23 protein-coding genes are annotated in these 24653 nt (G+C 42.3%); 8 read left to right on the forward strand and 15 right to left on the reverse strand.

The genetic code is table 11. The features are described from left to right. Window positions 1–71: 71 nt before the first annotated feature. The 12 genes from DZ860_RS14050 to DZ860_RS14105 form a co-directional block, all read right to left on the reverse strand. On the reverse strand, window positions 72–1073 hold the full coding sequence (locus tag DZ860_RS14050; RefSeq protein WP_120032325.1) for a DctP family TRAP transporter solute-binding subunit: 1002 nt from the start codon (window positions 1071–1073) through the stop codon (window positions 72–74). Between the two features lie 368 nt (window positions 1074–1441). Next, window positions 1442–2554 carry an ABC transporter ATP-binding protein gene (locus DZ860_RS14055; RefSeq protein ID WP_120032327.1) on the reverse strand — a complete coding sequence of 371 codons (1113 nt, stop codon included), beginning with the start codon at window positions 2552–2554 and terminating at the stop codon, window positions 1442–1444. Between the two features lie 5 nt (window positions 2555–2559). Further along, on the reverse strand, window positions 2560–3414 hold the full coding sequence (locus DZ860_RS14060; protein WP_439333135.1) for a carbohydrate ABC transporter permease: 855 nt from the start codon (window positions 3412–3414) through the stop codon (window positions 2560–2562). Further along, window positions 3411–4334 (reverse strand): carbohydrate ABC transporter permease, encoded by a 924-nt coding sequence (locus DZ860_RS14065; protein ID WP_120032331.1) that lies wholly within the window; start codon window positions 4332–4334, stop codon window positions 3411–3413. The genes DZ860_RS14060 and DZ860_RS14065 overlap by 4 nt, the downstream gene beginning before the upstream one ends. A gap of 88 nt (window positions 4335–4422) precedes the next feature. Next, window positions 4423–5670, reverse strand: a complete 1248-nt coding sequence (locus DZ860_RS14070) for an ABC transporter substrate-binding protein (protein ID WP_120032333.1) — start codon at window positions 5668–5670, stop codon at window positions 4423–4425. Window positions 5671–5981: 311 nt separating this feature from the next. Next, entirely contained in the window at window positions 5982–7409 is a 1428-nt protein-coding gene (locus DZ860_RS14075; protein WP_120032335.1) for an ATP-binding protein, read from the reverse strand. Window positions 7410–7427: 18 nt separating this feature from the next. Next, window positions 7428–8147, reverse strand: coding sequence for a response regulator (locus DZ860_RS14080; protein ID WP_120032337.1), 720 nt, complete (start codon window positions 8145–8147; stop codon window positions 7428–7430). A 178-nt stretch (window positions 8148–8325) separates the two neighbouring features. Next, a complete protein-coding gene (locus DZ860_RS14085; protein ID WP_120032449.1) occupies window positions 8326–9825 on the reverse strand; it encodes a protein adenylyltransferase SelO in 1500 nt (499 codons plus the stop codon). 2 nt (window positions 9826–9827) lie between these two features. Then, complete coding sequence (locus DZ860_RS14090) at window positions 9828–10385, reverse strand: GNAT family N-acetyltransferase (RefSeq protein WP_120032339.1); 558 nt, start codon at window positions 10383–10385, stop codon at window positions 9828–9830. A 79-nt stretch (window positions 10386–10464) separates the two neighbouring features. After that, window positions 10465–11130 (reverse strand): glutathione S-transferase N-terminal domain-containing protein, encoded by a 666-nt coding sequence (locus DZ860_RS14095; RefSeq protein WP_120032341.1) that lies wholly within the window; start codon window positions 11128–11130, stop codon window positions 10465–10467. After that, window positions 11127–12326 (reverse strand): YbfB/YjiJ family MFS transporter, encoded by a 1200-nt coding sequence (locus DZ860_RS14100; RefSeq protein WP_243641860.1) that lies wholly within the window; start codon window positions 12324–12326, stop codon window positions 11127–11129. Before DZ860_RS14100 ends, DZ860_RS14095 begins: the two co-directional genes overlap by 4 nt. Before the next feature lie 101 nt (window positions 12327–12427). Further along, window positions 12428–13429, reverse strand: coding sequence for a LacI family DNA-binding transcriptional regulator (locus tag DZ860_RS14105; protein ID WP_120032343.1), 1002 nt, complete (start codon window positions 13427–13429; stop codon window positions 12428–12430). Between the two features lie 253 nt (window positions 13430–13682). On the opposite strand from DZ860_RS14105, the gene cscK reads away from it, so the two are divergent. After that, window positions 13683–14600, forward strand: coding sequence for a fructokinase (gene cscK / locus DZ860_RS14110; RefSeq protein ID WP_120032345.1), 918 nt, complete (start codon window positions 13683–13685; stop codon window positions 14598–14600). A 61-nt stretch (window positions 14601–14661) separates the two neighbouring features. Here the strand turns inward: cscK and DZ860_RS14115 are convergent, their stop codons facing one another. The 3 genes from DZ860_RS14115 to cspE all read right to left on the reverse strand — a co-directional run bounded on the left by DZ860_RS14115 (window position 14662) and on the right by cspE (window position 17750). Next, window positions 14662–16209, reverse strand: a complete 1548-nt coding sequence (locus DZ860_RS14115) for a sensor domain-containing diguanylate cyclase (RefSeq protein ID WP_120032347.1) — start codon at window positions 16207–16209, stop codon at window positions 14662–14664. Then, window positions 16206–17042: a leucine-rich repeat domain-containing protein gene (locus tag DZ860_RS14120; RefSeq protein ID WP_120032349.1), complete on the reverse strand. Its 837-nt coding sequence runs from the start codon at window positions 17040–17042 to the stop codon at window positions 16206–16208. Before DZ860_RS14120 ends, DZ860_RS14115 begins: the two co-directional genes overlap by 4 nt. 498 nt (window positions 17043–17540) lie before the next feature. After that, a complete protein-coding gene (gene cspE, locus DZ860_RS14125; RefSeq protein ID WP_120032350.1) occupies window positions 17541–17750 on the reverse strand; it encodes a transcription antiterminator/RNA stability regulator CspE in 210 nt (69 codons plus the stop codon). A 624-nt stretch (window positions 17751–18374) separates the two neighbouring features. Between cspE and DZ860_RS14130 the strand changes: the two genes are divergently transcribed. The 7 genes from DZ860_RS14130 to DZ860_RS14160 all read left to right on the forward strand — a co-directional run bounded on the left by DZ860_RS14130 (window position 18375) and on the right by DZ860_RS14160 (window position 24576). Continuing rightward, entirely contained in the window at window positions 18375–19451 is a 1077-nt protein-coding gene (locus DZ860_RS14130; RefSeq protein ID WP_120032352.1) for an ABC transporter substrate-binding protein, read from the forward strand. A gap of 51 nt (window positions 19452–19502) precedes the next feature. Beyond that, entirely contained in the window at window positions 19503–20327 is an 825-nt protein-coding gene (locus tag DZ860_RS14135; protein WP_120032354.1) for an alkaline phosphatase family protein, read from the forward strand. Next, the gene (locus DZ860_RS14140) at window positions 20324–21235 is read left to right on the forward strand and encodes an ABC transporter permease (protein ID WP_120032356.1); all 912 of its coding nucleotides are present in this window, start codon (window positions 20324–20326) and stop codon (window positions 21233–21235) included. The genes DZ860_RS14135 and DZ860_RS14140 overlap by 4 nt, the downstream gene beginning before the upstream one ends. Further along, window positions 21222–22007: an ABC transporter permease gene (locus DZ860_RS14145; RefSeq protein ID WP_120032358.1), complete on the forward strand. Its 786-nt coding sequence runs from the start codon at window positions 21222–21224 to the stop codon at window positions 22005–22007. The genes DZ860_RS14140 and DZ860_RS14145 overlap by 14 nt, the downstream gene beginning before the upstream one ends. Beyond that, window positions 22007–23026, forward strand: a complete 1020-nt coding sequence (locus tag DZ860_RS14150; RefSeq protein WP_120032360.1) for an ABC transporter ATP-binding protein — start codon at window positions 22007–22009, stop codon at window positions 23024–23026. Before DZ860_RS14145 ends, DZ860_RS14150 begins: the two co-directional genes overlap by 1 nt. A gap of 1 nt (window position 23027) precedes the next feature. Beyond that, on the forward strand, window positions 23028–23687 hold the full coding sequence (locus tag DZ860_RS14155; protein ID WP_120032362.1) for an HAD family hydrolase: 660 nt from the start codon (window positions 23028–23030) through the stop codon (window positions 23685–23687). Between the two features lie 241 nt (window positions 23688–23928). Continuing rightward, the gene (locus DZ860_RS14160; RefSeq protein WP_341537394.1) at window positions 23929–24576 is read left to right on the forward strand and encodes a cytochrome b/b6 domain-containing protein; all 648 of its coding nucleotides are present in this window, start codon (window positions 23929–23931) and stop codon (window positions 24574–24576) included. Window positions 24577–24653 lie beyond the last annotated feature (77 nt).

Genomic DNA, 24653 nt, shown 5'->3' on the forward strand with positions numbered 1-24653 from the left:
TTTTCCCGATATAGCACCCTGTCAGGGGAGGCAAGATGCTACAAAAGAGCCCTAATTAAACGGTGTTATTATTATTGTTGTTTGTTCGAAGCTAGCGCCGCTTCAATAAGCTCTGAACCTATATCTTTCTCGAACTTCTGCCATACAGGTTGAAGTGCAACAACCCATTCTTGACGCTGTTCAGGCGTAAGCGTACGTACAACACCACCCGCTTCGATGATGTTGGTTTTGTTCGCTAGGTTCACTTTGCTTGATTCAGCATTTCGAGTTTCACTCACTTCTTGAATGATCGTGTTTAGCTGCTCACGCTGATCCGCTGGAAGTCCTTTCCAAAAGTCAGTCGATGTCACAACTAGATAATCCAGAATACCGTGATTGGTTTCAGTAATACCGTCTTGGACTTCAAAGAATTTTTTGCCGTAGATGTTTGACCATGTATTTTCTTGGCCATCGATAACCTTAGTTTGCAGGCCACCATAAACTTCTTTAAATGACATTTTCTGCGGGTTAGCACCCAATTGCTCAAATTGCGCGACTAATACGTCTGACGCTTGAACACGGAACTTCAATCCCTCAGCATCTTTCGGCGAAAGTAATGGCTTGTTCGCAGACATTTGCTTCATACCATTGTGCCAAAATGCTAGCCCTTGCAAGCCACGACGTTTCATCGCATTTTTCAGTTTGTCACCTGACTCTGAATTTTGGAAACGGTCGACAGCGTCAACGTCTTCAAACAGGAAAGGTAGGTCGAAAATACGGTACTGTTTCGTGAATTTTTCAAACTTAGATAGAGAAGGGGCAGCCAGTTGCACGTCACCGTTTAGAAGAGCTTCAAGTACTTTGTTATCATCATAAAGCGTCGAGTTCGGGAACACTTGTAAACATAGCTTCCCGTTCATTTCATCATTGACACGTTGCTCTAGTAGTGAAGCAGCAATCCCTTTCGGGTGCTTATCTGTGTTAGTCACATGGCTGAACTTAACGACCGTCTCACCTGGATCACAATTCGCGGCTGCATTGAAGCTCGTCACTGCCAGAATAGAAGCAGACAGTAGGGTCAAAGGCTTTAACATTATTCTTCTCCTTGTTAATGGAACAATCCCAATCTTTGGGTATTGATGCAACATAGAGAGCAACATGCAGGCCAAGTAAGACAATTCAACGTAAGAATTTGATTTTATTTAACTTTAGCAAAGCGGAATGTATGTAAACATGACAAATAAGAATATTCACATCAAGGAATGGGTGAAATTCACCCATTCAAAAGCAACAAAATGGCAACTTTTCACTCACATTAAAATCATCTCTCGACTAATCTATATGAGGTGAGAGTACGAACTAAAATTCAAACCAAAAGAAATAAATGAAAGATAGATATTCACATCCAGCTTCCATTTACTTCCTCTCTATCTAATCGATAGACGTTTTGACTTTTCGACAATCAAACATCCAAACGTAATTGTGTTTTCACATCAAAAAACACTGCTTTCGACAATTCAAAATGAATTGGAATCACATCGCTGGGTTTCGCTTCAAACTCTGGTGCGAATCGGCCTGCGATTACCTGATTGTTTACAGTAAACATTGCAATTGTTTCCGGACCAGTAGGCTCAATCACATCAACCGCTAAGTTAATAGTGGTACATTTTGATGACTCTTCACTACATTTCTCAGTGATATTTTCAGGGCGTAACCCCACTACAATATCTTGCCCACAGTACCGACTCATTACGTCAGGTAAACGTATAGGGTGCGAATGTTGATCTTGAGTCTTGATGTAAATGATAGGGTGCTGCTCGTTATTCATTTCGACTGTCGCATAAATAAAGTTCATTGATGGTGAGCCCATAAAACCCGCGACAAACATATTATTTGGCTTGGTGTATATCTCATTTGGGGTACCGAGTTGCTGAACTTCGCCGTCTTTCATCACCGCGATGCGATCTGCTAGCGTCATGGCTTCAATTTGGTCATGAGTAACATATACTATCGTGGTATTTAACTGTTGGTGTAACCGCTTAATTTGATGTCGCATTTCCACCCTAAGTTTCGCGTCAAGATTCGATAGTGGCTCATCGAAAAGATATAGCTTAGGGCGACGAGCCAACGCCCGCCCCATTGCGACACGTTGACGTTGTCCGCCAGACAACTGTGACGGCTTTCGCTCAAGCAAATGATCAATTTGCAGCATTTGAGCTACCCTTTGAACTTCTGTATCAATATCTCTGGCTGACATTTTCCTAATTTTCAAACCAAAAGCGATATTACCTCGTACCGTCATATTGGGATAGAGCGCGTAAGACTGGAACACCATCGCGATGTCTCGATCTTTCGGCTCTACATGCGAAACTTCACGGCCATCAATGACAATGTCCCCAGAGCTTATATCTTCCAATCCAGCGATGGTGTTCATTAGCGTCGATTTTCCGCAACCGGAGGGGCCAACTAAAATCAAAAACTCTCCTGACTCAATGCTGATATCAATTCCTTTCAACGTTTCTTGATCGGCTTTAGGGTAAGTTTTTCGAATCTGTTTTAAATCTAAAGTCGCCATAATAATTATCCTTTTACTGATCCAGCGGTAAGTCCACGAACAAAATATTTACCCGCGAGTACATAAACCACCAGCGTCGGCAAACCTGCGATAATCGCAGCAGCCATATCAACGTTGTACTCTTTCACACCGGTACTGGTATTGACCAAATTATTTAATGCCACTGTGATAGGCTGCGTTTCAGCCCCTGAGTAAACCACACCAAACAAAAAGTCATTCCAAATTGCTGTAAACTGCCAAATCACCGTAACCATGATGATCGGAGTCGATAGAGGCAGTAATATCTTAAAAAATATGGTGAAAAAACCTGCGCCATCGAGTTTTGCCGCTTTCACTAACTCATCAGGAATGCCGATATAAAAATTGCGGAAAAATAAAGTGGTAAACGCGGCACCATAGACAATATGCACCAGAGCAAGACCGGTAATTGTATTGGCTAATCCCAACTTGCCCAATACTGCGGCCATAGGTAGTAAAATGACTTGAAATGGAATAAAGCAGCCAAATAACAGTAAGCTAAAAAACAAATTGGAACCTTTAAACTGCCACTTACTCACCACATAACCATTAAAGGCCCCAATTAAGGTTGAGAAGACTACCGCTGGAATAACCATTTTGAACGAATTCCAAAAATAACTTTTTACCCCCTCGCAAGTGATCCCCGTACAAGCACCTCCCCATGCCTTATACCAAGCATCTAATACCCACTCTTGGGGAAAACTCATCAAATTTCCGGCTTTAATATCTGGCAACGTTTTTAATGAGGTCATCACCATCACAAACAGCGGCATCAGATATACGAGACAAAAGGCCAGTAAAACCGCGTACAAAAATAGTCTTGAAATATTCATCCGCTTCATGATTTTTTCTCTCTCAGTTCTGAATACAGATATGGGATTAAAATCGCTAAAATACCGGCTAACATCATTATCGCGCTGGCAGCGCCAAGACCAATTTGTCCTCGTGTAAATGAATGTGCATACATAAATAACGCAGGTAAGTCTGATGAATAACCTGGACCTCCTGCGGTCATTGCCGTAACAAGATCAAAGCTCTTAATAGCAATATGTGAAGTGATGATGACAGCACTGAGAAACACCGGGCGTAGACACGGTAAAATAATACGCCAATAAATAGTGGGTAAGCTTGCGCCATCAATCTGAGCAGCTTTAATTATCGAAGAGTCAATACTTCGTAGCCCGGCCAAAAACATTGCCATAACAAACCCTGAAGATTGCCAAACCGCTGCAATGACAAGGGTATACACCGACATATCTGAATTAACCAACCAATCAAAACGAAAAGACTCAAATCCCCAATCATGGACTAGTTTTTCAATACCAAGTCCAGGGTTTAATATCCACTTCCATGCTGTCCCCGTAACAATAAAAGAAAGCGCCATCGGATAAAGATAGATGGTACGAATTGCCCCCTCTTGACGAATATTTTGGTCCAATAAGATCGCTAACATGACTCCAAGTGCAATAGCGATGACAATGAAAAGAACACCAAAAATACCTAGATTTGTAATCGAGGTAACCCAGCGGTCGTTTTCCATCAATTTTTCATATTGTGCAAAACCAACAAATTGAAAGCTTGGTAAAAATCGAGAATTGGTTAGCGACAGCAGTGCTGTCCAAAAAATGTAGCCATAAATACACACCACGGTAATAAGCATAGTGGGCGCAAGTACAAGCTTGGGTAGCCAACTTTGCAGACGATCGGCAAACGTCGGCTTTACCGCTTGTAAAGTTGAAGAACGAGTGATTGTCTGTTCCATAGATAATCCTTGCACAGATTAGCAAGCCAAAGAAAAACAGGCGGACTCCCTATAAATCTACCTGTTTTCACACAAACTAAACCATGAACTAAATGGCCGCTTTCACTGCTTTAGCAAGTTTCTTCGCGGCTTGTTTCGGATCCGCATTTTTATCATTAAAGAAGTGTGTCACTACATCAAAGATAGCTCCTTGTGCATAGCTGGTGGTCGCCATGCCATGCGCCATACTTGGCACTAAATCACCTGTTTTTGCGGTCGATTTAAAATCAGCCATCGAATCCAATGCACAAGTATCAAACTTCGACATATCCATATCTAAGCGAACAGGAATTGATCCTTTATTTAAGTTGAATACCTCTTGGAACTTAGGGTCAAGAATGGTTGCCGCGAGTGCTTTCTGGGCTTTCTTGCTTTTTTCATCACTCAGCTCAAAGAAAGCGAAACTATCAACGTTATGGGTAAACTGACCAGACGTACCCGGGGCTGGAACACAGATATAATCTTTACCCGCAACTTTTCCTGCTGCTGAAAACTCACCCTTTGCCCAGTCCCCCATAATTTGCATCGCCGCATCACCATTGATCACCATCGTCGTTGCAACGTTCCAATCACGTCCAGGGGAATTGGCATCAATATAATTACGCATTTTCTTGAATTGAGTGAATACCTCAACCATCTTCTCACCAGACAATACGTCCATATCCAGCTCAACGAACGCTTTGAGGTAATCTTCACTGCCCAGTACCTCAAGAGCGACTGCTTCAAATACTGTCGCGTCTTGCCAAGGTTGCCCACCATGGGCAAGAGGAATAATTCCAGCCGCTTTTAATTTATCCCCAGCGATAAAAAACTCTTCAAGAGTTGTTGGGACTTTCGCCTCCGCCTTTTCAAAAGCCCTAGGGTTAGCCCACAACCAATTAACTCGGTGAACGTTCACTGGAACTGCTACATAACCATCATTAAATTTCATAATGTCTGTCACCATTGGCGGAACCACTTGTTCCCACCCCCCTTGTTTAGCGACATCATCCAAGTTGGTTAAAAAACCTAACCCGCCCCACTCTTGAATGTCATGGCCAACGATTTGCGCTGCAGATGGAGGGTTACCGGACACGGCTCGAGTTTTTAACACCGTCATGGCACTTTCGCCACCGCCACCCGCTACGGCAAAATCTTTCCAATCGTGGCCTTGCTCTTCAAGCATATCTTTTAGGGCATTGAGTGCTTTGGCTTCACCACCAGACGTCCACCAGTGCAGCACCTCTACTTGACCCGCATTGGTTGCAGATGTGGCGGTTAATAAAGAAAACATAAGTAAGGTTTTATTGAGTTTCATCGTTATCTTTCCCTGTGAGGATTAGGCTCAGGATTCACTCGGGTCAAAGAACACATCCCTGCATTACTTTATCGTACAAATTGTCCATGGAACCTGTTATCTATGGTATTCATTGCCCATAAGATAACCCCATGACATAACGTGTTCGAGGCACGCGTTAGTGATTTCAATAAAACAGAAATCCAACTCGTAGATGTAATGCGTTCTTAATCTGCCTGTGTATCCTACTTTTTGTATTCGCAAGGAGTGTAACTAACGAAATGTCTTTGGTTTGAAACAAAGAGTAAGCCAGTGGTAACAATATTGTTACATTACTCATCCACCCCTGATGGAAGAAAGACTTGAGCTTGCAGTCCTCCCTCTCGACGATTACTCAAAATGAGATCCCCACCATGCCCACGAACAATATTTCGACAAATACCAAGCCCCAAGCCATGACCATCTTTATCAAAGGACAAGCGAAAATAAGGCTCAAATACCGCTTCAAGTTTTGCTTCGGGTATGCCTTTTCCTGTATCTGAAATCGTAATCGTTACACCGTTAGGGACACTATTTACAACCACGGTTGTATACCCTCCATATTTAACGGCATTGTCGATTAGATTGCTCATTACCCTTTTTATCGCCAAAGGTTTTGCCACGATAGGCTCGATAGCATCAGAAATCACCTCGACTTGATGCACCTCTTGATTCATTGTTTCAGTCAAAGAATTGAGTAACGCGCTCAGATTAATTTCCGCATTATTTTCATGTAAATCCGTATCATGAACACACTGTAACGCCCCTTTAACCATCATCTCTAACTCATCAAGATCACGATTAAATTTATCGCGTTTAGAGGGTTCAGTAAGCAGTTCTGTTCGCAATCGAAGCCGAGTGATTGGGGTTTTTAAATCATGAGAGATAGAGGAAAATAATCGCTCTCTATCTGATATATAACGACGTATTCTTTGCTGCATACGGTTGAACGCGCGCGTCGCAGTCACCAATTCACTTGCGCCCTCTTCTCTAAGTGGGGCTTGATTGATGTCCATGCTCATTTCATTCGCCGCTTTTGCCAAGCGCTTTAATGGTTTGACTTGTCGACGCATCAATAAGAAAGTCAACCCTAATAATAGCGACGTTGATAAAAGAAGAAACCACCACTGCTCTTGGCCTAAAACCGTGTCATCAAGCATCATATAAGGTGCTGGTAATAACGCTGCGATATAGATCCACTCATCCGGTGACAATTCAATTTGCACCACTAACACCGGAGGATCGATGGGTAACAAGGTTAGCGTGTGATGAGCCCAGGATTTGGGTAAATCGCTTAAATAAAGATCATTTTTTAAAAGACGCAGATTCTGACGATGTGAAAAATCCACAGAGATCGAACGGACACGCGGCAATTCCGCATTTAAAACCTGCTGAATTGCGTTTACTGACGCATGCTTCAATTTATTCTCAGCAATAGGCTCAACCGTTAACTTCTGTTTATTGAAAGAAACGAAAAAACGCGTACCGCCCATATTGCGAATTTGGTTAAGCACAATATGTCGATAGCTAAGAGGAAGCGATTGAAAAAACGTGATCGTAGAGGCAAACATATTCGCCATACTTTCTGATGTAGACGTTACGCCAGCAATCTTTCTCTGCTTAGATTCTGAGTACCAAATCGTGGTCGCAATCGCTTGAGCGAGCAAAGCGGCAAACAAAGTCAAAGCTAATGTTCTTGATACCAACGAGTTTAACTTCATGAGTGGTCTCGACGTCGATCAATGCTCATAATTTACCGGTACAGACAAGATATAGCCGTTGCCTCGCATTGTTTTAATATAACTTGGAAATTTAGCACTATCTCCAAGTCGTTGACGTAAGCGGCTTAACTGTACATCGATGCCCCGCTCCATTGGCAAAGCACCTCTTCCTTTAGTCGCATACGAAATGGTGTCACGATCAAGTATTTCGTTGGGACGAGAAAGAAATAGCATCAACAATGAAAAGTCACTGCCTGATAAGTCATGTTGCTGGTTATAAAATTGGTGGGTAATTTTATGAGTAAGGGGATCTAAACACCAATCACCGAATGTAATCCGTTTAGGGGGCCCCTCTTTACTATTACTGCTGCTAAGTTGAACTCGGCGTAATACTGCTTTGATCCGAGCAATCAAATGTCGAGGGTGATAGGGCTTTGCAATATAATCATCGGCGCCAATTTCTAAACCAATAATCTGCTCCGTATCATCAGAAACGGCTGTAAGCATAATGATTGGCACATTAGAATCTCGTCGAATCGTCTGACACAGCGAAAAACCATCCTCTCCCGGCAACATCACATCCAGCAAGATCAAATCTGGGTACCCATGTTGCAGAGCGAATTTCAGCTCGACACCATCTTTAACCGTTGTTACTTGATATCCAGAATTCGACAAATACTCATCGAGTAACTCTCGAATTTCAAAATCATCATCAACGACTAATATCTTTCCATTCATGAAGACAAGGCTCCATTGATTAATTGATAATCAAATTCTATAAATTAACCTGTACTAGCACGAAATTTAGTCGTAATTATTTGAAGCTAGCCTAAAGAAAGCGGTGTATTTATAAGTATTATGTGACCGCATGACTCTAACATTAGCTCTCAATTGTCGTGAACTTGGTGTCCCTCATTCATGAAGAACAGCTAATTTCCATTTTCTTACCCCAATCCGGTGGAGGCTTTGCGTATGCTTCCATGCCAGCGTGTTCATCAAATGGCGCTCTTAATAAGCCCATTAAACGTCCAATTTCTGAGTAGTCTCCCTCTTCTGCTCTATCAATCGCCACCTGCGCAAGATAGTTACGCAGAATAAATTTAGGGTTCACTTTTCTCATGCTTTCGCATCGCACAGAGGACGAGATAGGTTCTCCATCAGCAGTAACTTCTATGTCACAACGAACCAAGTAGAGATCAAGCCAAGCTCTCGCAGCTTCTCGATCAACAAACAGATCCGTCACCACTTCTTTTGCTCTTTCACTAGAATGGTTACCGTCTAAATTCTCATCGTCTAAATTCGAAAGTGCGCGCATAAAATTGGTGTAATCCACTCCATTCGCAACCAATAAATCAAACATAGACTCAAATAACGGGCCATCTTCTGGCACGCTCAAGGTTAAGCCTAATTTTGCTCGCATTAACTGGCTATATTTTTTGCCCAAAACCGTTTCATATTCACTCAATGCTTGTTGTAAATCATCACGTTCAATTAGAGGTGAGAGCGCGTGCGCCAATGCAGATAAATTCCATAATGCGATTCTCGGTTGCTGTTCAAATGCATACCGACCTTGGTAATCTGAGTGATTACAAATGTAATTGGGATCGTATTCATCTAAGAAACCAAATGGACCATAATCAAATGTTTCGCCAAGAATCGACATGTTATCGCTGTTCATGACACCATGTGCAAAACCAACCGCTTGCCAATGAGCAATCATCACCGCGGTACGTTCGATAATTTGTTCAAACATCTTAAGATAAGGCTTCTCGTGTTGACGGCAATGAGGGAAATACCAATCAATCACCTTGTCAGCCAGCAGTGTCAGTTCAGCAAACTGATCGGTATAATAAAGATATTCAAAATGGCCAAATCGAATATGGCTTTTGGCTACTCGGATAAGAAGCGCGCCCGCTTCTCCTTTTTCTCGGTAAACCACCGTATCACTGGTTAGCATCCCCAAGGCCTGAGTGGTTGGAATACCAAGCCCAACCATCGCTTCACTGCACAAATATTCGCGAACCGTTGAACGTAATACTGCTCTACCGTCTCCCATTCGCGAGTAAGGGGTGAGCCCTGATCCTTTCAAATGCACATCATGAGCTTCACCGTTCTCATCGTATATTTCACACAGTAAAAGACCTCGTCCATCGCCTAGATCCGGGTTATATACCCCAAATTGATGCCCGGTGTACTTCATTGCCAACGAGCGCATCTCTTTAGGTAAACATTCCCCCGAAAATAGAGAGCGAAATTCTTCTGTTGCTTGATTAGGTAATCCAAAATGCTCGGCTAAGCGGCTATTCCATGCAACCCAGCGTGAACCAGTAAGTGGATCGGGTTTAAGTTCGGTATAAAAACACGAGGGAAGATCAGCAAAGCGATTGGAGTATGGGAAAAACTGGTGAGTAGACATCATCATGATTCCTGCAAAGATTGCCATTGAGTTTGATGAATCTCATACAAACAATGACGTGCTAATTCATGTTCTTTCGGCAACTTAGGGTGATCAAAATCTTGAAAAGAATTACACATGCCGATTTTTTCCATCACACGAATAGATGGCGAGTTCAATAAGGAAGTAAAAGCATAAACGCGGTCGATATTTAATTGTTCAAATGCAAATTGAAGAGCAAGATTCGCCGCTTCAGGAGCATAACCTTTTCCCCAGTATCGCGAATTGAGTCTCCAACCAATTTCAAGTAATGGCGCATTAGGAATACCGCTGTCTGCCTCTTGGCGATTTAATCCAACAAACCCGATAAACGCCCCTGTGTGCTTTAATTCAACCGCCCAAAAGCCCCAACCATTCACCTCAACTAAACCATCAATTCGCTCGGCGAGCAAATCAGACTCTTGATCACTAAGTATCGAGGGGAAATAACGCATAACAAGCGTATCTTGGTTGATACGTCGAAATATAGGGTAATCCTGAGATTGCCAAGGGCGCAATATCAAGCGTTGAGACTGTAGCATCGTCGATTCCTGAAAGCTGTCGTCGTTATATTACACCTTACCATAGATACAAAAGTTGATGATCGGCCCCCGATCCTCTCTACGAGATGAGGTGAGTAAATGATGGTTGTGAACTTAAACCTTGAATCGTAATTTTTTCAGCAATCTGACGAAAAGGTGATAAGTTAAGAAATTGCGTAATTCGCGGCCCTACATGCTCATTAAAAATCTCGCCGTGTCGAAATTGGACATATTCTAATGCGATATAAAGATACAAAGCGGGCAAATTGGCCTGATAGGCAATACCATCAATGTTATCTAAAGTAGAGAGTTCCAGTTTTTCCAAAGCGTTTAGCAATGCGACATGCCCACGCTCAATCAACACATGGTCTTGTTCTGAAAAACGAGCTAACGCTGCGGTTCTAAAAGCGATCTCCATTAAGCCTTTGGCTATGCCCATCAATGCTACGGCCTCTTGAGATTGCCAGTCCAACGTTGGTATCTGTTGGTGATTCACGATCGGTTTAGCAGTATTTGTCGACCGATTAGCAATCAACCATTGGCAAATACATAAGCTTTCGGTCAGGTCGACGGAACCATCAATACGCAGCACTGGTATTTGATTAAATGGATTTACCTCGGTTAAAAGCGTAGGTGATTGCCAAGGATCCACCCATGTCAGTGTCAATTCATCGTATTGGCAGAGTACTGCAGTTACTAAAACAACACGTGAAAATGGTGAGGTATCATTTAAATATAGGTTCATTGGGCCGCCTTAACAGGGTGAGATTTTCGAGTCGACTGGCTCACATAAATACACAAACTAGCGAGCATGAGTGCAATGGAACCAACAATAAATAGTGGGATATACGAAGAAAGCTGAAGACTAAAATAAACAAAAAAGTACCCAAAAAGCGCTTGGGACAACGCAAAACAGAATGTCATGATTCCCCAAGCTTTGGTATGCAATTCATAGCCAGCGTTTTCCAATGTATAGGAAGAAACTAAAGAGACAACCGCCGGCGTTCCAACACCAACAAAAAACGCAGAGACCATCAGTGTAAGGCTGTGAGTATTTAATGCAGGAAGTAAAACCGCAGTGGCTTTGATTAGTAAAACAACAACCAATGTTTTCTGAACACCGAATCGATCAGCCACGGCCCCAGAAATCAAAGGACCTATAATCGCACCAATACCAAAGACCGCCCAAAATAAACCGCCATAATGCACTGGCATATCAAGCTCTCTGACGATGAAGTCAACCCAGAACAAGGTGTGGGGCAAATAGCCCAAAGCATCAAATGCATAAGCTATAGATATAAAAATCAATGTAATTTTTTTACTTTGAGACAAACACGTCAACGAACTGTCGATATAGAGGGAAGCACTACTCTCCGATGCTACCTGCCACGATCGCCAAGTGATCGCAGTCATCAGTAAACCACTGAAACCCACACCTAGCCAAATAGCATTAACGCCATACACAAAGAGCAGCGGGACAATAAAACCTGACAAAACAACCCCTAAGCCAAGTCCGCTGAATATTACTCCGCTCACCTTGGATTTTTTCGTTGAGATGTGACGGCGCATAATAAAAGGTGGGGCTACAATCATCAAAATAGCGCCACTCGCTCCGGCGATGAATCGCCAACTATAAAACCATTGAATCGGAAGACTGTCCCAAGCGCAGAGTAAGTAACTCAAGCTACACAGTAGCATAGCCATACGGATTACATACTCTGAGGGAATAAATCGGATCAACCAAGTAGAAAGAGGAGCACCCAAAATGTAACCCAGTAATGTGGTGGCACTGAGATAAGTTGCTTCACTTTCAGTAAACCATCCAGCCTGAATAACAATTGGCAATAAGGCTATATAAGCAAAACGCCCTAGTCCGACACCAATAAACGTTGCGCCTGCGCCAGCCATACTATAACGATTGATAATACTTGCTGGGTTCACGTTCGACTCCTGTTGCTTTCATTAACAACAGGTTACATGATAGCTAGAACCTAATTCTATTAGACCTAAGACTAGTAATGAGCGTCATATCAAACCGGAGATTAATTAACAATAAAATGAAGCTTTGCAGGTAAGACTATATGTCTCGGAGTCATCATAGGATCATCAATCAGCGATTGCACTTGAGTAAAAATAGCCTGTGCAATTGAATCACTGTCTTGCTCTATCGAGCCCACTTGTATTGGCAAGCAATCAATAATTGTATAGTGATCAAATGTTGCTAAACGAATTTTATGGTCAAAGAGTCGGTGGTCTGTTAAATACTTCAGTACTCCCTCAAAAATAGAGTAAGACGCAGTAAAAAGCGCAGCGGGCATGCCCCCTTTTCTGTTAACAATATCGGCCATCATTTGGTACCCTGATTCTGGTTGAAAATCTTGATGCAAGACCCATTCATCATCATATTCAATACCCACCTCAGCTAATCCATCTCTGTACCCAGCCAAACGATCCTGGCTTGGTGATAAATGCAGTTGACCACCAAGATAAACACATTCATCACAGCCTTTGGCTAAATTAGCAATAAGTTGACGAGTGGCGTCTCTTGCATCAGTCTTTATCGAGGTAAATTCATCTTGATTAATTACCCGGTCAAAAAACACGATCGGTACTTGTTTTTTCACTTCGCTATAAAAATGGGCATCCAACATCGAGGTTGCCGAAATGATCAAATCAACTTGGCGATCAAGCAAACTCTTAACCACACGCTTTTCTTGCTCACAATCATCTTCAGAACTCACTATCAATAACTGATACCCTAGTTCACGACTTTGTCGTTCTAACTTTTTAGCGATCATGGCGAAGCCCATATTCGCGAGATCCGGAATAACAAGACCCAAAGTGAAAGTTTGGTTAGATTTCAATGCGCGAGCGTATGTACTTGGAGCATAGCCATACTGTTTAACAACTTCCTCTACCTTCATAACTGTTTCAGGGGCGATTCGATGTTTTGTTGCATGCCCATTTAAAACAAAACTCACGGTCGACTTCGATACACCAGCTAACTCTGCGATATCAGCAAGTTTCATTTTTTTTTGATTCATTTTGCTACCGCCGCTCCAAAAGAATACGTATCTATAATATTGATGACGCGATTTTACTGAAGCTGTGGCTATTCACCAAACAACTCTTGTGTTGACTTGTTTTCTTATCGAAGAAACCAACGAGTTGGTGAAAATGATCACAAAAATCATAGTTAAAAAAATTTACCGTTGCACAAATAGAACATTTTAATGATGATATCAAAAATATTGCTAAACCGTTTTAGCAAAGAGAATTTTAAAAAGAGTAAACAGCATGAGCAAAATTTGGTTAACTGGCGATGCCGTCGTCGATCTCATTCCAGACACCGAAACGACCTATTTAAAATGCCCAGGCGGCGCCCCTGCCAACGTTGCCGTTGCTATTTCACGTCTTGGTGGAAATGCAGCTTTCTTTGGTCGCGTCGGCCAAGATCCTCTTGGACGTTTTATGAAAGCGACTTTAACTCAAGAGAACGTCGATACTGAATTAATGATCCTCGATGATGAGCAGCGAACTTCTACGGTCATTGTCGATCTCGATGATTCTGGCGAACGCAGTTTTACTTTTATGGTTAAGCCAAGTGCGGACCAATTCCTAAAGCCTAGTGATATCCCTGCATTCTCAGCGTCTGAATGGTTACATGTCTGTTCAATTGCACTCGCAAACGAACCAAGTCGTAGCACCACACTAAAAGCGATGCGTGACATCAAAGCAGCTGGCGGATTCGTTAGCTTTGACCCTAACCTAAGAGAAGAAGTCTGGACGAATCCAGACGAGCTAAAGCCTGTTGTTCATCAAGCAATTCAGTTGGCTGATGTCGTGAAGTTTTCTGACGATGAGTTGCTATACCTAACAGAAGCAAACTGCTTAGAATCAGGGCTTAAAGCCATTCAAGAATATAACAACACCTTAGTTTTAGTCACCCAAGGTGCCAAAGGTGCACTCGTTATATTCAACCATTCTAGTTCATTGATTTCTGGTCAAGCTGTACAACCTATCGATACGACCGGAGCAGGAGATGCTTTCGTCGGTGGCCTATTAGCAAAACTAGTTCAGCATGAGATTTGGCAAAATGAAGATGTCATTCATTCAGCAGTAAAGTGGGCAAATGGCTGTGGGGCTCTGGCAACCACGAAAAAAGGCGCTATGACAGCTTTACCAACTCGAAAGGAGTTGCTGGCATACGTTTGATGATATGACAAACAAAGACAAATAATGATAGAGGTGCCTTTATTTATAAGGCACCTCTATTCTAAATAACGCCAGTTGCGTTGATATGCTTAGCTTCCATTGATGGGTCGTAAATCGTATATCGATCTTTTCCCTCGAGCTTACTACGATAAACCGCGATATCTGCACAATGGATCAACGTCGCTAATGGTGTCTTCGATTCAGTAGAAACAGCTACACCAATCGATGCAGAAAAAACAACACGTTTATTGTTTTTCTCAATGGTTTTTCGCAACAGCTTTAACAAGCGTTTGAGTTTACTTTCTAACTCTTCAAGCAAGTTAAAATCATGGGTATAAACCACAAATTCATCTCCGCCAAAACGACCAATATGATCATCCTCATGCTGGAATGTTTCTTTCAAGATGTTTGCAAACAGCACAATCACTTCATCTCCAGCAATATGGCCAAAGGTATCGTTAACTGTCTTCAAGTTATCAAGATCGACAAAAATACATGCTGCCATTTGAGTTTGGTTTAACTGTGCTTTTTCAGCAAAACGCATAAAATACAAACGATTAAGAGCCCCACTTCTTGGGCAATATACCCCATCAATGCTGGCTTGCAACATTGCATCAAACTGCTCATTAATCAGTGATGACTCAAGCACCAACACATTTTTACTACGCTCCAAAAAGTGATCCACGGGCCCAGTAACCGTCACAATTGATTTTTTAACTCTTCGATAAATGATCAATGATAAGACAAGGATCACCAGCAAATTCAGCACCGCGAAATAGATATTCTGTCCGATGACACTATTAAAATTAGCTTTGGAGACTAATGTCCAATGTGTGCCCTCAACTTTCTCCAATTGTAGGTAGTTGAAGCCATTAGTGAAAGAGAACGTATAATACCCATTAATGATATTGGTTGAATTGATGGTAATTTCATCTCGGTTAAAGATGAATTCATCTTCACTTAGATCAAAAACATTACTTCCAATATAAGTATCACTCACAGGGTGTCCTATAATATTGAAGTCATCATCCACCAACACACTGTATACTGACTCTGTTGCCGCTGAATTTAATACCTGTTGTATCTCACTAAATGCTATTGATGCATGGATGACTCCCGTTAGGTGACCAGAAGTATTAAATAACGGTTGGCACATCACATAGATTTTTTCCTCAAACATCGCGTTGTTGAGGACATTACTGATGACAAATTTTTTCGTTGTTATGGCTTCTTTGAAGTAATCACGATGACCAATGCTAAATGTAGTCGAATCAAACGTCGACGATGAGTAACCAAACTCATCGCTAATCCCCATGAGTGCAAAGCGAAATGATTCTTGGTAAGGCCAAAGTCGATTACTTCGTTCAACCAATGAGACTTGATTATCAAACACTTGACTGTCTTGACTCATCGCATAAAGCAAATTTTTGTAATCACTGATGATCGTGTTTAAGTGCAACGACACCATTTCAACTTGGTTATTCGCAATTTTTTTTGTGACTTTAATTCTTTCAGCAAGCCAGTAACCAAAATTCATCAATAATATAAATAAGATAAAAGGAACCGTATATCTTAGGGTAGTTTTTCTAACGTGATCTGCGATGGTCATAGTAGCCTCGGCACTTCGGTCGAGTAACCAAACTGATAGCTCTTGATGAGGGATACAATCTCTGTTAGTTCATCGCTATATTGATGATAGACAACCATATCATCGACACATTGATTGGTAAGAACTCGCGTCAAATTAGGGTTATAAGCAATATCTAAATATTCAAGATTAGGGAGCCCATTTAGCGTTATTTCAGCTAAGTGTTGATTGTACGACAGGTAAAGTTTTTTGAGTCTCTCTAAACCTGAGATATTCCACGATACTCGCTTATTTTGAATTAAGTTCAAACCCTCAGTCACAGTAAGATTCGATACGTTTACGTTTCCATCGAGGGGGTTGTTGTACAAACTGATGTATTTTGCTTGGATGCCACGAAGATCGATTTCATGAATGTCATTCTGCTCTAGCTCGAGAATCTCTAACGTTAAGGAACTCAATTGCTTAAATAGATATGATAAATCTATCGGATTGAGCATATTATTAATTTGAAGTTTGGTTAACTTAGGGTAGTTTGAGATATTCAGTCTATCGACTTGGGTATTGGAAAGGTTCAACCACGAGACTTTCGATAACACTCCCATCGTCGTGAGATTCTCATCTGTTGTCGCCGTATTACTTAGATCCAGTTGAACTAAATGTTCGAATTGCTTGAACAGTAAATAATCATCTTGGTCTAACTGCACAAATGAACAATCGACTAACGTACCTGATGCACTCTTCTTAATTTTGCAGCCTATCGCTTCCATTTGTGAAAATGGGTATTGAATAGGTTGTGCCCTGGCAATGCCAGATAGCAATAAGCCAATCAAAGAAATGAACAATGAGTGATGCATAGCGTTAATTCATACGACCTTTATTTATCAAGTATTGCTCCATTTATTTATGTAAATAAAACAAAGCCAAGATACCGTAATGTGATATCTCGCACATTATACGCAGAATGAGACATAATTCTTATTGATTCAGTCCAAAATTCATAACTAGCAACAATGATTATTTTTATCGAGACGACAAGCAACATCTGTTTTTACTTATATCAATGCTTTAAACATTAGTTTCAGGACAAATGCACAAGCGATAAACTAATGAGTATAGTTAATATCGATTGGGATTTAGATTGGTAATATAAAGCGGAAAACTAGATTAACGCGAAGAAAATCGATAACGCTATTTGCGATATGCTTTTTAATACTTAGTAGAGATTACAGTGAGGATTCACTAAAACTAAAAACGTGTTGCGATAGAAGAGAGGGGGAAAGGTAAAGCAAAATGACGAAACAGAACGAAAAACTGGCGTAAACAACACAAGGTTGCTTACGCCAATCTTAAAATTATAGCACTACTACGTTAGCAGCTTGTAGGCCTTTTTGGCCTTGCTCTACTTCAAAAGACACTTTTTGGCCTTCAGCAAGAGTTTTGAAACCTTCAGTAGCGATAGCACGGAAGTGAACGAATACGTCAGCGCCGCCGTTGTCTTGAGTTAGAAAACCGAAACCTTTCTCTTCGTTAAACCACTTAACGATACCAGTTGTTTTAGACATTTTATGTCCCTTATATTTAAAATTTAATTAAAGTTATCGCAATGCGATGTGCTGGTTGTTTGAATTACTGCTGTTAAACATAAGGGAAACACTGAGGATTACAACTTTACGAAGGTCTTCTGAGGGTGTTACTTTACTTAATATTTCATTCATAACTCTAAGCAGCCGAGCGAGTTAAATACTACAGCATTCCTCGCAGCTGTAAAGGGAAATCTTCTTTCTTTTGTGATTTTTTTCTATCCTGATGACTCCATTACGCAAAGATCAATAGGTTCCAAGAATACGTTACTCTAACTTTACGAAACAATGCGCTCTCACACCTGCTATTAACTACCTCCAACTTGCTATTGGAACGCTGTATACATCAATTGTCAGGCTCATTTTTCTTAAAAGCAAAACCCCAAAAGTGCCTCCCAAACTGATAAAAAACCAGCATGTGTTTCTTGCGATTCCTTGTGACCCCTCCATCAATTGCCGCTCTATTGTTTTTCGTTGCAGTAAAGTACTGACATACAACTGCCATAAAAACGAATCAGAACTGTCAAATAACTTACTCCAAACCGTCACATTGTCCCCCTAGCATACACATCGAACTTACTGATCGAGTCCCAAAGGATAAAGACAATGGAAACTTTACTTAGTCGCTCTACCGCTGCATCCGTTCTGCTGTTGACCACGACATTATCGGTACCCGCTTATTCAGCATCGACACAAGACACCAACCTACAAGCATTAGTGAAAGCCGCACAACAAGAAGGAGCCGTTTACAGTGTTGGCATGCCAGACAGTTGGGCCAATTGGAAAGGAACCTGGGCCGACCTCAATACCCATTACGGCTTGAAACATCAAGATACAGACATGAGCTCAGCGCAAGAGATCGCCAAATTTGAAGCAGAAAAGAAAAATGCAACTGCGGATATTGGTGATATTGGCTTTGCATTTGCTCGTGTTGCGGTAAATAAAGGGGTTACCCAACCATACAAACCGACCACCTGGAATGACATTCCTAATTGGGCAAAAGATAAAGATGGTCACTGGGCTTTAGCTTATACCGGAACTATTTCGTTTATCGCTAATAATACATTGGTCGATAACCCACCGAAAAACTGGAGCGACCTATTAACCGGGGATTACAAGGTAACCGTTGGTGATGTCGGTGTTGCTGCTCAAGCCAACAATGCCATTCTCGCCGCGGCCTTTGCCAATGGTGGCGACGAATCCAACTTGAAGCCCGCGATCAAATTCTTTGCCGAGATCGCCAAACAGGGCCGTTTGTCATTTACCGATCCAAACATGGCTACGCTTGAAAAAGGCGAAGTTGAAGTGGCCATTATGTGGGATTTCAACGCGCTAAATTACCGCGACAAAATTGACCGTGAACGCTTTACCGTTACGATTCCCCAAGATGGTTCGGTCATTTCAGGCTATACCACCATCATCAATAAATACGCTAAAAACCCTAACGCAGCCAAACTTACTCGCGAATATATCTTCAGCGATCAAGGGCAAATCAACCTCGCTGACGGTTACGCACGCCCTATTCGTACCAGCATAACCTTGCCAAAAGCAATTCAAGATAAGCTGCTGGCCAATGACCAATACGGCAATGTTCACCCAGTTAGTGATTTCTCTGCATGGGAAAAATCGTCGCGCAAACTACCGCGTCAATGGCAAGAGAGTGTGTTGATTCACCAACAATAGCCCGTAATCAATATCTAAAACTCCTATTTTAGAACTCATAGAGAAAATGTAATGAGCAACAAGGTTATCCTTATTGTTCTAGATGGCCTCAACTACCCGGTAGCCCGTGATTGCATGGGCTACCTCAATGGTCTACTAGAACAACAACGTGCGACACTTTATTCCATCCAGTGTGAATTACCGTCGATGTCACGACCTTTATACGAATGCATTCTGACGGGCGTGCGCCCAATCGACAGCGGTATCGTCAATAATGACATTGTCCGTTTATCGCATCTGCAATCGATTTTTAGTCTTGCTACCGCGCAAGGTAAAGTCACCGCGGCGGCGGCCTACCATTGGGTCAGTGAACTTTATAACCAAGCGCCTTATCAAGCCGTACGCGACCGCTTTACCAACAACAAAGCACTCAATATTCAACATGGCTGCTTCTATCATTGGGATCATTACCCTGATGAAGCACTCTTTTTGGATGCCGAGCATTTACGCCTGACCCATCAGCCGGACTTTTTGTTGGTTCACCCAATGAACATTGACGATTTAGGCCACAAATATGGCGTGGATTCGCGTCAGTATCGCAACAGTGCTCGTCACGCAGACATCATTTTGTCTCACTACATCGATGGCTGGTTAGCTGCCAATTACCAAGTGATCGTCACCAGTGATCATGGCATGAACAACGATTTATCCCATGGTGGCATTTTACCTGAAGAGCGCGAAGTACCGATGTTTGTCATCGGCAACCAGTTTTCGCATCAGGGCGCTGATACTCAAAAAACAATCGAAGTGAAACAAACCGAGATTTGTGGCTTGATTTGCCAACTGCTTAATCTCGAACACGACAAACCCTACACTCCGGAGTTACTGGCGTTATGAGTACCACTGTCATTTCACAATCAAGTACCGCCTATCAATCTAGGACACATTCAGCACTCAATCGATTGAAAGGCTTAAAACCCGTTCTGTGGCTCGTCCCCTTTGCTTTGTTTTTCTACCTGTTTCAGCTCGCGCCAATGGCGTGGGTTTTCATCAATAGCTTTATTTATGAAGAGGCGTTTTCGTTAGAGAACTACATCGAAGTGCTTGATTCTGCCTTTATGCTGCAAGCGTTTGGCAACAGTCTTTGGCTCGCCGTATGGTCGAGCCTATTCGGTTTAATGATCGCGACTTTACTGGTTGCGTCACTGCGCCGTGTCGATAGCAAAATTCGCGATGGGGTGATCGCCTTTACCAATATGAGCAGTAACTTTTCCGGTGTTCCTTTGGCATTCGCTTTTATCATTATTTTAGGCACCAATGGGGCGATTACTTTACTGCTAAAACAGCATGGCTTATTAGGGGATTTCGACCTTTATGGTCAATGGGGATTGCTGATCATTTACGTCTATTTCCAAATCCCACTGGCGGTTTTATTGCTCTACCCTGCTTTTGATGCATTGAGCGATGACTGGCAAGCGGCAGCCTCACTATTGGGGGCTAAAACGTGGCAATACTGGAGCAAAATCGCCTTACCCGTGCTTTCACCAGCGCTGCTTGGCACCTTCATTATTTTGATCGCCAATGCGATTGGTGCCTACGCCAGTGTCTATGCACTCACCTCTGGCAACTACAACGTGATTACGATTCGCATTGCCAGTCTTGTCTCGGGTGATCTCTTCCTTGAGCCTAACTTAGCCGCTGCTATTTCTGTGGTGCTGATGGCTATGCTGGCCTTTATTACCGTCATCAACCAATGGCTCATCTCAAAGAGTTACGCAGGAAAGAAGTCTCATGCAAAACGTTAACCTTCGTTTTCATCAAACCGTGGTGTATTCCATCGTTGGCATCATGTTGGTGCCCATTCTTGCAACCCTCATTTATTCGCTTTCTTCGAGTTGGGGCGCCACCATTTTGCCTGATGGTTTTAGTTTAGATTGGTATATTAAGCTACTTACCGACCCGCGTTTTTTACACGCTTTTGGCCGTTCATTGTTCATCTGCATTGCATCACTCGCCTTGAGTGTGGTGCTGGTGTTGCCGGCGATTTTTGTGGTGTTTTATTACTTTCCAAAACTCGACAAGGTAATGAACATCCTTATCTTGCTGCCGTTTGCTGTGCCGCCAGTGGTCTCATCGGTTGGTCTATTGCAGCTTTATGCCGACAGTGAAATCACTTTAATTGGTACGCCTTGGATCTTGATCGGCACTTATTTCACCATTGCCTTACCTTTTATGTACCGCGCTCTAGCCAACAGTTTTGAAGCGATCAATTTGCATGATTTGATGGATGCCGCTCACCTGCTTGGCGCAAGCACCAGTAAAGCTTTCTTGTTGATTATTCTGCCTAACTTAAAGAAAGGCTTGATGGCGTCACTGTTTCTCTCTTTCTCATTCCTATTAGGCGAATTCGTGTTTGCCAATATTCTGGTGGGTACACGTTATGAAACACTACAAATCTACCTATTTAACATGCGTCAAACTAGTGGTCACTTTACCTCTGCACTGGTCATGACCTACTTCCTGTTTATATTTTTACTAACTTGGCTAGCAAGCCGTTTCAGCCAAGGAGCCAAATAATGAGCTACGTAACCACAAACAACCTAACCAAACGCTTTGGTGACAATACCGTATTCGAAAACATTCAATTCACTATCGAACAAGGCGAATTCATTACCTTACTCGGCCCCAGTGGCTGTGGTAAATCCACCCTACTACGCAGCCTTGCTGGGCTCAATCCTGTCGATGGCGGTGAAATATGGGTCAACGGTGAAGAGATCACCCATCAAACACCACAACAACGTGGTATTGGCATGGTATTTCAATCTTATGCTCTGTTTCCCAACATGACCGTCGAGGGCAACATCGCCTTCGGCCTCAAAATGAAGAAGCTATCCAATGATGAGATCCTGTATGAAGTGGCTAAAGTGATTGAACTTGTTGATCTAAAAGGCAAAGAGAAGCAATACCCTCATCAACTTTCAGGCGGTCAAAGACAGCGAGTCGCTCTTGCGCGCGCACTTGTGGTAAAACCACGCATCTTGTTATTAGACGAACCTCTATCTGCACTGGATGCAAAAATTCGTAAACACTTAAGACAACAAATCCGCGACATCCAAAAAGAGATGAATTTAACCACTATTTTTGTCACCCACGACCAAGAAGAAGCGATGATCATGTCCGATCGTATCTTTCTAATGAATAAAGGACAGATAGTGCAAGCTGGCACACCAGAAGAAATTTACACCCAGCCTGCCGATGAGTTCGTCGCTGGCTTTATGGGTCATTACAATCTAGTTGAAGCACAAAAAGCCAAACGGCTATTTAATATCGACACTGAATGGAAAGTGGCCATTCGCCCAGAGTCTATTTACGTCAAAGAACAGGGACGTAAATACGGGCAGCATATTTCAGCTCCCCAAACTGGTACCATCAAAAACCACCAACTACTCGGTAACGTGATTCGCTACCAAGTGAATGTCGATGAATGTGAGCTAACCGTTGATTTATTGAACCGTTCATCGGAGCGACTGCTCGCCAACGGTAGCCAGCTTGAGCTACTGTTTAACCTCAACGAAATTCAACCAGTGAGAGCATAAAATGCCAAAATCACTCTATGTATTTGATATGGATGACACACTCATTAATGGTGATTGTGCTGTGATCTGGAATGAGTTTTTAGTATCGAAAGGTATTGCGAATCAAGCCAACTTCCTTGAGGAGGACCGACGCTTAATGTCGCTTTATGCGCAGGGCAAAATGAACATGGAAGACTACTTACAATTTGCCATGACCCCACTGCGTAATATCCCAGTCGAACAAGTAAAAGCCTGGGTTGATGAGTGCGTTGAGCATTGCATTCTTCCAAGACTATTCCCGCAAGCAAAACAACGCATAGAAGAACTTACTCGCGATGGTTGTGACATGTTAGTCATTTCAGCAACCGTCACCTTTTTAGTGGCCACTGTCGCTAAACGCATTGGTATTACGAATGCGTTAGGCATTGACCTTAAACAAAAAAATGGCATTTATACTAGTGAGATTCTCGGAGTACCTAGCTATCGAGAGGGTAAAGTCACACGCCTTGAGGCATGGCGCAGAACACAAGCCCAAGCCTATGCGCCAATTCACTTCTATAGTGATTCCATTAACGATCTATCATTATGCCAATACGCTGATTTCACTTATTTGGTTAACCCCTGCCCTCGCTTACGCGAACACGCAGACCAACCTAACTGGATAATACTCAACTGGGGATAAATCACCACCCCAACATGAATAACCTAAGCTCAGTAAATACTAGTAAATATGATAGGGATGGTAACATCCCTATTTCATGCCAACACCAATGATGAACTCTTCACTTTCTGCCTCGCTTTCTCTCTAAAAATGGATCATTAGGTTTTGCTTCGTTTCAGTGTTGTCTCACAGTGATGAGCGTATGCTCAGCTCCAGAGAATATACAAAGCAAGCACTATACTCTCTTTAAATGTATTCCTGAATGGCTTCAAAAGCCTACATCGTGAAGTCATTTCGATATATCACAGAAACCAGCATAGAAGATCACATTATGACATTGTCGCGAGTAAAAGAAGGCGTGGATGAATTATTTGCAAATCTGCCAAAATCAGAAAAAGTACTGCATGCATTGATCCTTGTTTGGGTCCTTGCACAGATCATTTCATCTAATTTCATGCATGTTCACGCTGATACTCTATGGGGAAACATCAACCTCATGGCTAAGTTTCATGTTTACAGTGGGCTATTTTTAGTACCAATCACCTTGGTGTTCTTATACCGAGTTATTGCCCGTCGTAAAATCACCGACTTGTACCCATGGCTTTCTGGTAATTTTGAACTGATAAAAAAAGACATGGCGACCATACGAACTTTTCGCCTACCTGAATCTCAACCAAGTGGCTTAGCGGCAACCGTTGAAGGATTAGGCTTACTCGCTTTATTACTTGCTTTGTTCACGGGCTCAATATGGTACCTCTTTGCTAGTAACTCAGGTACGAGCCCGCTACTACTCGATATCCATAAAACCAGTGTTGGGCTTATTGAGGCTTACTTCTATGCGCATGGATTTATGGGTGTTTTGCATTTCGTTCAATGGTGGCGCATCAGATATAACGCGGATAATCGTTAAACGTTAGTTATTACTTAGTTATTACGTCGATATAACTCCGACATCTAACCCATAAAATGGAAACGCCCCTATATTCA

It is taken from the genome of Vibrio sinensis, from assembly GCF_003605645.1.
GTDB lineage: Bacteria > Pseudomonadota > Gammaproteobacteria > Enterobacterales > Vibrionaceae > Vibrio > Vibrio sinensis.